This window comes from Nocardia sp. NRRL S-836, assembly GCF_001279525.1.
Taxonomy (GTDB): Bacteria; Actinomycetota; Actinomycetes; order Mycobacteriales; family Pseudonocardiaceae; genus Lentzea.
In genome coordinates, this window is sequence record NZ_LGDY01000069.1 from 1 (window position 1) to 12,130 (window position 12,130).

The 12,130-nt window shown below is 71.7% G+C and carries 9 protein-coding genes; 5 read left to right on the forward strand and 4 right to left on the reverse strand.

Annotated elements, in window-relative coordinates; genetic code table 11:
• The coding region (locus ADL03_RS07880; protein ID WP_255353339.1) for an alpha-amylase family glycosyl hydrolase at nucleotides 1-270 on the reverse strand (270 nt) is incomplete at its 3' end.
• A 119-nt stretch (nucleotides 271-389) separates the two neighbouring features.
• Nucleotides 390-1,355, reverse strand: coding sequence for an alpha/beta fold hydrolase (locus ADL03_RS07885; RefSeq protein WP_053732704.1), 966 nt, complete (start codon nucleotides 1,353-1,355; stop codon nucleotides 390-392).
• A gap of 129 nt (nucleotides 1,356-1,484) precedes the next feature.
• Between ADL03_RS07885 and ADL03_RS07890 the strand changes: the two genes are divergently transcribed.
• Together ADL03_RS07890 and ADL03_RS07895 are read left to right on the forward strand one after the other, a co-directional pair.
• Nucleotides 1,485-3,170, forward strand: coding sequence for an FAD-dependent oxidoreductase (locus ADL03_RS07890; RefSeq protein ID WP_082372970.1), 1,686 nt, complete (start codon nucleotides 1,485-1,487; stop codon nucleotides 3,168-3,170).
• Nucleotides 3,171-3,291: 121 nt separating this feature from the next.
• Complete coding sequence (locus tag ADL03_RS07895; RefSeq protein ID WP_053732706.1) at nucleotides 3,292-6,330, forward strand: TIM-barrel domain-containing protein; 3,039 nt, start codon at nucleotides 3,292-3,294, stop codon at nucleotides 6,328-6,330.
• A gap of 44 nt (nucleotides 6,331-6,374) precedes the next feature.
• Here the strand turns inward: ADL03_RS07895 and ADL03_RS07900 are convergent, their stop codons facing one another.
• Nucleotides 6,375-7,076, reverse strand: coding sequence for a FadR/GntR family transcriptional regulator (locus tag ADL03_RS07900; protein WP_053732707.1), 702 nt, complete (start codon nucleotides 7,074-7,076; stop codon nucleotides 6,375-6,377).
• 123 nt (nucleotides 7,077-7,199) lie between these two features.
• Here ADL03_RS07900 and ADL03_RS07905 point away from each other — a divergent pair, with 123 nt between their 5' ends.
• From ADL03_RS07905 to ADL03_RS07915, 3 genes are read left to right on the forward strand one after another with little or no spacing between them, the layout of a single operon-like run.
• Entirely contained in the window at nucleotides 7,200-8,561 is a 1,362-nt protein-coding gene (locus ADL03_RS07905; RefSeq protein ID WP_053732708.1) for an SLC13 family permease, read from the forward strand.
• Nucleotides 8,558-9,973: an acyl-CoA synthetase gene (locus ADL03_RS07910; protein WP_053732709.1), complete on the forward strand. Its 1,416-nt coding sequence runs from the start codon at nucleotides 8,558-8,560 to the stop codon at nucleotides 9,971-9,973. Before ADL03_RS07905 ends, ADL03_RS07910 begins: the two co-directional genes overlap by 4 nt.
• Nucleotides 9,957-11,273: a carboxyl transferase domain-containing protein gene (locus ADL03_RS07915; protein ID WP_053732710.1), complete on the forward strand. Its 1,317-nt coding sequence runs from the start codon at nucleotides 9,957-9,959 to the stop codon at nucleotides 11,271-11,273. Before ADL03_RS07910 ends, ADL03_RS07915 begins: the two co-directional genes overlap by 17 nt.
• A gap of 210 nt (nucleotides 11,274-11,483) precedes the next feature.
• On the opposite strand, the gene ADL03_RS07920 is transcribed toward ADL03_RS07915, so the two are convergent.
• Nucleotides 11,484-12,101, reverse strand: a complete 618-nt coding sequence (locus ADL03_RS07920; RefSeq protein ID WP_053732711.1) for a TetR/AcrR family transcriptional regulator — start codon at nucleotides 12,099-12,101, stop codon at nucleotides 11,484-11,486.
• Between the last annotated feature and the right edge of the window lie 29 nt (nucleotides 12,102-12,130).

Genomic DNA, 12,130 nt, shown 5'->3' on the forward strand with positions numbered 1-12,130 from the left:
CGCCTCCTCCAGCAGGTACACGAAGTCCTCGACGGTGCCGAACTCCGGCAGCACCGCCCGGAAGTCGCTGATGTCGTACCCGCCGTCCCGCAACGGCGAGGCGTAGAACGGCGGCAGCCACAGGCAGTCGACCCCCAGCCACTGCAGGTAGTCCAGTCTGGACGCGAGGCCGCGCAGGTCGCCGGTGCCATCGCCGTTGGAGTCGCTGAAGGCCCTGACGAGGACCTCGTAGAAGACAGCGCCCTTGAACCAGTTCGCCTCGTGCTCCATGGCACCTCTCGCTCGCAACGTCGTCGGATTGCGGCAGAGTGGGGCACGGCAGGCGGGAAGATCAAATCGTTCACACGACCGTGTGAACCTCTCCGCAGAGCGCGTTGTGGTTCGCCGGCTCAGCCGTCGCCGAGGAACCGCAGCAGTTCCGCGGTCACGAACTCCGGGTTCTCCTCCACCAGCCAGTGCCCGGCTCGGGGAACGTCCACCGCACGCACGATGTTGGCCATCCGGGTCGCCGCCATGGCGCGGATCGCGTCGGCCTGCCCCTGTGCGGCGAGCAGCAACGTCGGTGCCGCGACGGGTGCGGCCGCCGTGGTGTCGCGGACGTCGCGGTCGAGGGTCCGGTACAGGTCGAAGCCGCCGGACAACGCCGAGGGCCTGCGGTAGGTCCGGGCGTACTCGTCGATCTCGGCGTCGGTGAACGGCGAGCGGTCCGCGGTGCCACCGAACGCGCTGCCGCCGAAGGAGACCTGCGGGTAGAACAACGCCAGGTAGTCGCGGACGTCGTTGCCCACCACGGTTTCCGGCACGCGGGGCTGCATGTGGAAGGCGATGTGCCAGCTCAGCGAACGGTAGGTGGCCGCGTCGATCGCCGGGCCGGGCAGGGGCAGGTCGAGGTAGCCCAGGCGCGCGGTGTCGGCGGGGAACCGGGCGGCGTACTGGAACGCGACGGCCGCGCCGAGGTCGTGGCCGACGACGTTGGCGTCCCGCACGCCGAGCCGGGTCATCAGCGAGTGGACGTAGCGGGCGAGGGTGGCCTTGTCGTAGCTCGTGGGCACGCCGGTGCTGTCACCGAGGCCGGGCAGGTCGACGGCGTAGACGGTGTGGTGCTCGGCGAGCGCGGGCATGATCTGCCACCAGCCGTACCAGGTCTGCGGCCAGCCGTGCAGCAAGACGACCGGGGTGCCCTTCCCGCCGGTCACATAATGCATCCGCACGCCGTCGACGTCGGCGAACTCGTGGCGGAACGTGCGGGTGAACGCGGGGTCGTGCCCGGTGGCGGTGGCGTAGTCGGGCACGGCGGCGGGTGGTGTGGCGCAGGCGGTGACGAGCAGGAGGACGAGGGCGAGAACGCGGATCATGGTTCGGAGTCTTGCCGCGCCGATCCCGGGCTGGCACGAGAACTTGCCGGAACAGCAAGACCCGAACGATCCAGTGCGGTACACGATCGAGGAATGTTCGATGGCGCACCACCGCCGGACAATCGTGCGATGCCGGACAGAGCCAGCGTGGTCGTGGTGGGAGCGGGGATCTCGGGACTCGCGGCGGCGCGGGCGTTGACCGAGCTGGGGCACCGGGTCACCGTGCTGGAGGCGCGTGACCGGGTCGGCGGGCGGATCTGGACCGACGAGCACGGGGTCGACCTGGGCGCGCACTGGATCCACGGCACCGACGGCAACCCGATCACCGAGCTGGTCGAGGACCTGGGCCTCCCGTTCAGCTACGTCGGCGGCGACAGCGCCTACACCGGCGGCTTCGACGAGCAGGCGGTCCGCTACCACCTCAACGTGCTGCTGCGCGAGGACGCCGCGGAGGATGCGGACAAGCTGTCGTTGCAGTTCTGGGAGGACGGCTACCTGGTCTACGGCTACGGCGACAGCACCCTGCACCAGGGCTACCAGTGCGTCGTGGACGCCCTGGCCGAGGGGCTCGACGTCCGGCTGGGACACGTGGTCTGCCTGGTCGAGCCGGGCCGGGTCACGACGGACCGGGGCGTGTTCGAGGCGGACAAGGTGCTGGTGACCGTGCCGCTCGGGGTGCTCAAGGCGGGGGCGGTGCGGTTCGAGCCGCCGTTGCCGAGCGACAAGCGGTCGGCCATCGCACGGCTGGGCTTCGGCACGCTCAACAAGATCGCCCTGCACTACCCGGAACCGTTCTGGCCCCGCGACCAGTACGTGTTCGGCTACCTGTGCCGCGACACCGACCGCTACCCCACGGTCGTGATCAGCATGTGGAAGTCGCACGGCAAGCCGGTCCTGGTGATGCTGCTGGGCGCCTCGCTCGGCCGCGAGGCGGAGACCTGGTCGGCGGCCGAGGCCGAGGACTACGCGACCACGGTCGTGCGGGACATCTTCGGCGCGGACGCACCGGCACCGGACCACGTCTCGCGCACCGCGTGGACCGCCGACCCGTTCGCCCGCGGCTCCTACACGTGCATCGGCGTCGGCTCGTCCGCGAAGGACATCGCGACGCTCGCCGAACCGGTCGGCGAGTGGCTGCACTTCGCCGGCGAGGGCACGAACCACTACCACTGGGGCTGCGTGCACAGCGCCTACGAGTCCGGCCGCCGCGAGGCAGCGCGGATCAGCGGGAGCGCGGAGCTGTTCACCCCGCCGAGCGCCGGGAAACCACGCCGCCAGTCCCGCGGCACCGACCGGATGCTGCGGTTCGCGCGGATGCGGATGACGCACCTGAGCGAGCCCGAGCTGACCGAACGGGTGGCGTGCCTGCGCGAGAGCGCCGACCCGTACGGCGTCCGCCTGTTCGCCTCGCTCTCCGACGCCGAGCTGGAGACGCTGGCGTCGATGTTCGACGAGATCCCGTTCGGCGCGGGCGACGCGCTGTTCCACGAGGACGAACCGGCGCACGGCGTGTTCCTCGTGGGCGGCGGCGAGGTCGAGGTCGACTTCGGCGGCATCTACGACCGCGCCCGGCTGGGCCGCGGCGCGCTGCTCGGTCACCACGACCTGTTCTTCAACGCCCGCACCACGTCCGCCACGGCGCTGACCGACGACGTCGTCGTGTTCTACCTCGACCACTACCGGTACCAGAGCTTCCTCCAGGCGTTCCCCGACGTGCTGATGCTGATGATGTCGGACCTGGTGACGCGCTGGGAGCAGCTGGAGACGGCGCTCGGTGTGGTGCCTCAGGCGCAGCGCGGAACGGGAGTGGTCTAGGGCTCGCCGGTCACGTCATCGGGCAAATGCCCCCTTGATCGGTCCACCTCGACAGGCCAGGGTGAGGTTCGGAGATGTCTGAACCACCTCGCGAGCCAACGTTGTCATACGAGGAGAACCGATGCGCAAACGCGCGACAGCCTTACCGCTGCTGGCACTACTGGGCCTGGTCCTGCCGACGTCGGCGACCGCACAGCCGACCGACACGGTCGTGTCCGGGCAGGCCAGGTTCCAGGTCCTGTCCCCCACGCTGGTCCGCACCGAGTACGCCGGTGACCGCCGGTTCGAGAACGCGGCCACTTACAACGTTGTAAACCGCACCGGTTTCCCGCGCACCGCCTACCGCTCCCGCACCGAGAACGGCTGGCTGGTCATCACCACCTCGGCGCTGACCCTGCGCTACCGGGTGGACTCCGGCCCGTTCCGCGCGGACAACCTCGAGCTCGAGACCGCCAACGGCACGACCGCGTCACCGTGGCGGCGGGTGGTGTGCGCGACCGGGCAGCTCTGCGAGGTCGAGGACCAGCAGCGCGAGGGCATGCTCATCGCCGCCGACCACCCCGGCCACACCGGTGCGGGGTTCGCCGCCGGGTTCCAGTACCTCAACAACAGCGTCACGGCGACGGTCCGCGCCACGGCCGCGGGCAAGCACCGCGTCGTGGTCAAGTACGCCAACGGGCGTGGCGGCGACGGCAAGCACGAGAGCCGCACGCTGGGCCTCAGCGTCGACGGCAAGGCGCCGCGCCAGGTGGCGTTGCCGGCGACCGGCGACTGGAACGACTGGCGGCAGGCCGAGACCGAGGTCGACCTGACCGCGGGCGAACACCGCGTCACGCTGACGCGCGGTGCTTCGGACACGGGCAATGTCAACGTTGACAGCCTCGCGCTGCTGGCCCCCGGCCAGGCGTTCCCGAGCCAGCGCGCGGTCGACGACTGCCGGTTCGGCACCACCTGCGAGGCCGAGAACGGCAGCACCAACGCGGACATCGCCGACGAGCACGCCGGGTACGCGGGCACCGGGTTCGTCGCCGAACTGGTCGGCGGCACGAGCCTGAGCCAGCGGGTCAGCGGCGTCCCGGCGGCGGGCACGTACGCGGTCCAGCTGCGCTACGCCAACGGCGTCGGCGGCGACGGCAAGCACGAGGCGCGCACGGTGCTGGTCAACGGCCAGGCGGTCTCCCTGCCGACGACGGAGAACTGGGCGACGTGGGGCACCGCGACGGCCCAGGTCCCGCTCCCGGCGGGCACCTCCGACCTGACGATCACCTGCCCGGCCACCGGCTGTCACGTCAACCTCGACACGATCGGGGTCAACTCGACGACGCAGCACCTGGCACTGGGCGGCTACCGGCGTTCGCTGGACGGCTACACCGGCAACGACGGGCCGCCGCGCCTGTACGCCGGCCTGCTGCACCGCGACGGCTGGTACCTGCTCGACGACACGGCTTCGGCGCTGCTCAACGGCAAGACGCCACGACCGGACCGGGGCGCGCAGCCGTACCAGGACGGGTACGTGTTCGGCTACGGCCAGGACTACAAGGCGGCGCTGGGTGACCTCGCGCAGCTGACCGGTGGGCCGAAGCTGTTGCCGAGCTGGGCCTACGGCGTCTGGTACTCCGAGTACATCGACCGGACCGCGGCCGACTTCCGCGACCGGATCCTGCCCGCGTTCCGGCAGAACGGCGTGCCGCTGGACGTCCTCGTGGTCGACACGGACTTCAAGGCGCACAACACGTGGAACGGCTGGCGGATCGACCCGGCGAAGTTCCCTGCCGACTTCCAGGACTGGGTGCACGGTCAGGGCCTGCACAGCACGCTGAACATCCACCCGAGCATCCAGGGCGACGACCCGGACTTCGCGAAGGCGCAGGCCACCGCCAAGGGCAAGCTCACCAGGAACGGCAGCCGCAACGGCGTGGACAGCTACGTGTTCGACTGGGCCGACCCGGACCAGCTGCGCGCGTACCTGGACCTGCACCGGCCGATGTCCACCGACTTCTGGTGGCTCGACTGGTGCTGCGACGGCTCCGGTTCGTCGCAGCGCGGCGTCACGCCGGACACGGTGATCAACGAGCAGTACGCGGCGCTGTCGCCGCTGGACCGCGGGTTCGCGTTCTCCCGCGGCTACGGCTCGCTGCAGGCGGGTGGCTACAGCGGTTCCGGCCCGCTGCCCACCGGGCCGTGGGCGGAGAAGCGGCACACCCTGCACTTCACCGGCGACACCTCGTCGACGTGGGGCGCGATGAAGGGCACCATCGGCCTCACCTCCGCGGAGGGCGTGGCGACCGGGATGTCCAACATCAGCCACGACATCGGCGGTCACAACGACACCACCGGGCTGCGCGGCTCGGAGACCTACCTCGACAACGGCCAGGTCCGCTACACCTCCAAGCTGCCGGACGACCTGTACGCGCGGTGGGTGCAGCTGGGCGCGTTCCAGCCGATCACGCGCCTGCACAGCAACCACGGCGACCGCCTGCCGTGGCAGTACGGGCCGGCGGCGCAGGCCTCGGCGACGAAGTTCCTGAACCTGCGCGAACGCCTGGTGCCCTACATCTACTCGCTGGCCGAGCAGGCCGGCCGGACCGGTGTCCCGCTCGTGCGGCCCGCCTACCTGGAGTACCCGGCCAGTCCGGAGGCCTACTCCACGGTGGACAGCCAGTTCCTGCTCGGGCCGGACGTGCTGGTCGCGCCGATCACCACGCCCGGCGAGGTCGGCGAGACGCGGGTGTGGTTCCCGCCCGGCCAGTGGACCGACTACTTCACCGGGCGCGTCTACCAGGGCAACACCTGGGCGACCGTCAGCGCCGGCCTGGACACCATGCCGGTGTTCCTGCGGGCCGGTGGGGTCCTGGTCGAGCGCAGCGAGAACGTGACCAACCACGTCCAGAACGCCGCCGACGAGCTGACCGTGCACGTGACCGCCGGTGCGAAGGGCGCGTTCACGCTCTACGAGGACGACAACCGCAAGCTGTCGGCCCGCACCCGGATCAGCCAGGAGAACGGGAAGGTCACCATCGACCCGGCTCGCGGCTGGTTCCCCGGCAAGGTGTCCACACGGGACTGGAAGGTCGTCGTGCACAACGCCGACGGCACCACCCGCACCGTGCGGGCGATGGCGAAGTCGGCACACCAGCGGGTGGTGATCGACCTCCGCTGACCGGTCCCGCGCTGGTCAGTCCTCCGCTGATCAGTCCCTGCTGATCAGTCCTCTGGCACCCAGTCCAGCAGCCGGACCTTCGCGACGGTCTGGACGTGTCTGCGCATGGCCATCGCCGCCTTCTTCGGTTCACCGGCGGCGATGGCCTCGTAGATCGCCGTGTGCTGGGCCAGCGAGCGGGACGGGCGGCCGGGCTGGCGCAACGACTCGGTGCGGCTCTCGGTGATCTGCGCGGCGATGGTCTTCATGAACTCGGCGAGCAGCGAGCTGTGCGCCGCGGCCGTGACGGCGGCGTGGAACCGGCGGTCGCCCTCCACGCCGAAGTCACCACCGGCGATCTCGTCGCGCATGAAGTCGAGCGCCAGCCGGATGTCCGCCAGCTCGGCGTCGGTGCGGCGTTCGGCGGCGAGCTCGGCGAGCTTGGTCTCCAGCGCCTCGCGGGCCTCCAGCACGTCCGGGAGGCGCTTGCGGCGTTCGACGAGCTGCTCGACCGGTTCCACGTCGAGGGTGTCGCGCACGAGGTAGGTGCCGCCGCCGTGGCGGGCCTCGACCAGGCCCTGCACCTCCAGCACCACGATCGCCTGCTTGACCGACGCGCGGCTCACGCCGAGGCTCGCGGCCAGGTCGCGTTCGGCGGGCAGCCGGTCCCCCGCCTTCAGGCCCGCCTCGGTCACGTGGGCGCGCAGCCGTTCGAGCACCTGCTCGTACAGGCGGGACCTGACCATGGGCCGCAATGCCTCGGACATCGGTCCAGGATAACCGCCCAAGTGGCTCAGCCACTGAGCCACCTCTTGACAGCCGGTGGACGGCGGGCGGAAAGTGGCTCAGCCACTTGGCCACTCGGACAGCCCCAACGACGGGAGCCCCGCATGTCCGCCGAACTGATCTCGACACTCGTGCTGGTCGTGGTGTTCGTGATCGCCACGACCAGGTCGATCAACATGGGCGCGCTCGCGTTCGCCGCCGCCTTCGGGGTCGGCACGCTGGTCGCGGACATGAAGGCCGACGACATCTTCAAGGGCTTCCCCGGCTCGCTCTTCGTCGTGCTGGTGGGCGTGACGTTCCTGTTCGCCATCGCCCGCGCCAACGGCACCACGGACTGGCTGGTGCACATGGCGATCCGGCTGGTCGGCGGGCGGATCGCGCTGATGCCGTGGGTGATGTTCGCGATCACCGGCGTGCTGACGGCGATCGGTGCGGTGAGCCCGGCGGCGGTGGCGATCATCGCGCCGATCGCGATGGGGTTCGCGGCCAGTTACAAGATCAGCCCGCTGCTGATGGGCGTGATGGTGGTGCACGGCGCGCAGGCCGGCGGCTTCTCCCCCATCAGCATCTACGGCACGATCGTGAACGGCATCGTGGCCAAGGAGGGGTTGCCGGGCAACGAGGTCGTGCTGTTCCTGGCCAGCCTCGTGGTGAACCTGCTGATCGCGGCCGTGGTGTTCGTCGTGTGCGGTGGGATGAAGCTCGCCCGCCGGCCGCTACCGACGCCCTCACTCGTGAGCACCGGTGGTGACAGTGGCGCGGGCGACGGCAGTGGTGCCGGTGGCGGCGCGGATGGTTCGAGCGGCAGTGGCGTGGCCGTCAACGGCACGGGCGGCGGCGAGGTGCTGGAGGCAGAAGAGCGGATCACGCTCACCACGCCCCGGATCGCCACGCTGGCCGGCCTGGTCGCGCTCGTGGTGGCCGCGCTGGTGTTCGACCTCGACGTCGGCCTCGCGGCGATCACCGTGGCGGTGCTGCTGAGCGTGGTGTGGCCGGAGCAGAGCAGGCAGGCGATCAACCAGATCACCTGGCCGACCGTGCTGCTGATCTGCGGCATCCTCACCTACGTCGGCGTGCTGCAGGCGATGGGCACTATCACGTGGGCGGGCAACTCGGTCGCGGGCGTCGGTGCACCGCTGGTCGCGGCGCTGCTGATCTGCTACATCGGCGCGCTGGTGTCGGCGTTCGCCTCGTCGGTCGGCATCATGGGTGCGCTCATCCCGCTGGCCGTGCCGTTCCTGCTGCGCGGTGACGTGAGCGCGGCCGGGCTGATCGCGGCACTCGCGGTGTCGGCGACCGTGGTCGACGTCAGCCCGTTCTCCACCAACGGCGCGCTGGTGCTGGCCGGTGCGCAGGACGTGGATCGCGACACGTTCTTCAAGCAGCTCATGGTCTACGGCGGGATCATGGTGGCGGCGGCGCCGCCGCTGGTCTGGCTCGCCCTCGTCGTCCCCGGAATCTGGTGAGTGCCTTGTTCTCGTCGCCCTCGAACCGCGTCGCGCTCCGCTTCGGCGAGCAGACCCTGACCCACGCCGAGCTGGCGTCGTGCGCCGGAGCCCTCGCCCGGCAGCTCGCCGGGCTGCCCAGGGTGGCGGTGTGGGCCACCCCGGCCATCGAGACGTGCGTGGCGGTCGTCGCGGCGCTGCTCGCCGGGGTGCCCGCCGTGCCGCTCAACCCGAAGGTCGGCGAACGCGAGCTCGCGCACATCGTGGCCGACAGCGCCCCCGCCGCCGTCCTCGCCGCACCCGGTGCCGCGCTGCCGGAGGGCCTGCGGCCGGTGCCCCGGCTCGACGTGACGCTCGACGGCCGCTCCGACGCGTCGTTCGCCGAGCCGGGTGACGAGGCGCCGGCGCTCGTCGTCTACACCTCCGGCACGACCGGGTCGCCCAAGGGCGTGGTGCTGCCGCGCCGGGCGATCACGTCCACCCTGGACGCGGTGGCCGACGCGTGGCAGTGGACCGCCGACGACGTGCTGGTGCACGCGTTGCCGCTGTTCCACGTGCACGGGCTGATCCTCGGTGTGCTCGGGCCCTTGCGGCTCGGCGGGACCCTGCACCACCTCGGCAAGTTCTCCACCGCCGCGCTCGCCGAGGCGCTCTCCGGCGACGGCACGATGATGTTCGGCGTCCCGACCATGTACCACCGCATCGCCGAGGAGGTCGGCGACGACCCGGCGCTGGCCGCGGCGCTGAAGGGAGCGCGGCTGCTGGTGTCGGGCTCGGCGGCGTTGCCGGTGCGCGACCACGAGCGGATCGCCGCGGCCACCGGGCAACGGGTCGTGGAGCGCTACGGCATGACCGAGACGCTGATGAACACCAGCGTCCGCGCCGACGGCGACCGCAAGCCCGGCGCGGTGGGCCTGCCGTTGCCCGGCGTGCAGGTGCGGCTGGTCGACGACCACGGCGGGCAGCTTGAGGAGACCGGCGCGGTGGGCGAGATCCAGGTGCGCGGGCCGAACCTGTTCACCGAGTACCTCAACCGCCCGGACGCGACGGCCGAGGCGTTCGCGGACGGCTGGTTCCGCACCGGCGACGTCGGCACCCGCGACCCCGACGGCTACTACCGGATCGTCGGCCGCAAGGCCACGGACATCATCAAGAGCGGCGGCTACAAGATCGGCGCGGGCGAGATCGAGAACGCGCTGCTCGAACACCCCGGCGTCAAGGAGGTGGCGGTGACCGGCGAGCCCGACGACGACCTGGGCGAGCGGATCATCGCGTGGGTCGTGCCCGCCGGCGACGCCCCGTCCGAGCGCGAGCTCGTCGACCACGTGGCCCGGCTGCTCACCCCGCACAAGCGCCCACGGCTGGTGCGGTTCGTGGAGTCGTTGCCGCGCAACGACATGGGCAAGGTGATGAAGCGTGCCCTCCGGACGTGAGCCGGTCAGGGCGCTGCTGTCGGCGGTGACGTCGTCGTTCACCGAGCTGCCGGGCGAGCTGCCGTCCACCTCGGACGGACCGCTCGGCTGGCCCGGTTACGGCGACGCGGTGCGGCGTGCCACCGAACGCACCGGCGAGCAGGAGTCGGTCGTCTGCGGGGTCGCGTCGATCGGCGGTGTGACGGCCGTGGTGGTGGCGTTCGAGTTCGGCTTCCTCGGCGGCTCGCTGGGCACCCGCACCGGCACCCGGATCGAGCAGGCGTTCACCCACGCGCGTTCGCTCGGCGTGCCGGTCGTGTCCCTGGTCGCGACCGGCGGCAGCCGCATGCAGGAGGGCACGCCCGCACTCACCCAGCTGCAACGGATCGCACGCCAGCTCGCACTGACCCGCGCCGCCGGCGTGCCGCACCTCTCGGTGCTGCGCGACCCCAGCACCGGCGGCGGCTGGGCGACGCTCGGGGCGGGCGCCGACGTCGTGCTGGGTCTGCGGGACGCCCAGGTCGGCTTCGCGGGCTCTCGGGTGCGGCCGCCGGGCTACTCGGTGGCGCAGCAGTTCGCGGCCGGGTCGGTCGACCAGCTCGTGCACCCCGGCGAGCTGCGCGCGCGACTGGAACGGTGGCTGCGACTGCTCACCACCCCCGCCAACGGCCCCGCTCCCGTGCCGCCCGCGCTGGGCTCGCTGACGTTGCCGGACAGCGGCTGGGACGCGGTCGACCGCGCCCGCGCACCGGACCGTCCCCGTGCCCGGGAGTACCTCTCGACTTACTTCGACTGGCACGAACCGATCAGCGGCGACCGCTGCGGCGGCGTCGATCCGGGCGTGCTGTGCGGGTTCGGCTTCCGCGACGGCGCGACGGTCGCCTACGCCGCCCAGTGCGGCACGCCCACCCGCCCGGCCGGTTTCCGCACCGCCGCACGCCTGGTGCACCTCGCCGACCGCCTCGGCATCCCGGTGCTGACGCTGGTGGACACCCCCGGTGCGGCCAACGACACCGCCGCGGAAGAGGCCGGGGTCGGCCCGGCGATCGCGGACATGTTCACCGCCGTCGCGTCCGCCCGCGTGCCGGTGACGACGCTGCTGATCGGCGAGGGCGGGTCGGGCGGCGCGCTGGCGTTCGCCGCGCCGGACCGGACGTGGGTGACGCCGGACAGCTACCTCGCGGTGATCTCACCGGAGCTGGCGGCGGCGATCCTGAAACGCGACCCGTCGCAGGCCCGGGAGACGGCCGACCAGCTGCGGTTGCGGCCGCAGGACCTGGTGGAGCTGAAGATCGCGCGCGGCATCGCGGACCGCACCTGAGCCGGTGACCGACGACGCCGCGTGCCGTCGTCGGGGAGGCCGGGGCGGCCGCTGCTGGAAGGCGTTCAAGGCTGGACGGTGACGCGCCGGGACGCGTTCAAGGCCGGCGTGCGCGGCGTCCCGCCGGGACGCGTTCGAAGCTGGCGTGTGGAGTGACTCACCGGGACGCGTTCGAGGTCAGCGTGCGCGGCGGCCGTCGTTCGAGCCGCCCTACGGCCGCACGACGCCGCGTTCGATCGCCCCGGCCGCGAACTCGATCAGGTGCGCGGGCTTCACGCGGCTGGTGCGTGCTCCCTGCAGCAGCAGGTCGTCGGCGAGCCCGATCAACGAGTCCCACACCCAGTGCGGCAGCGCCGGGTCGTCGATCAGCACCTGCCCGCACGCCTCGGCGGTCTCGGCGAGCGCCTGACCGAGCGCCTTGATCGTCTTGCGGTAGACCTGCGCGGAACCGGTGACCTCCTTGCCGCGCGGGCCACCCGAAAGCACCTTCGCCTCCCACTGTGCGGCCGACCGCCCGAAGCGCCGCCACAGTTCGGTGACCTGGGGTTGGACCGCACGCAGCACGCCCGCGATGCCGAGCGTGCGGTCGACGGTGGCGAGGGTCTCGCGCAGGGCGTCCAGGCGGCGTTCCATCAGGGCGGCGAACACGTCCTCCTTGCCGGAGAAGTACTGGTAGACGGTGCCGGAGCTGACGCCGGCGCCGACCGCGATGGCGCGCATGGTCAGGCCCGCGTAGCCCTGCTCCTCCAGGAGGTGCTCCGCGGAGGCCAGGATGTCCCGCCGCCGGCCCTCCGCGTCACCCCACGCCGTCGTCTGCTCGGTGCTCACAGCGGCCAGCCTACGTTGAACAACGTTCA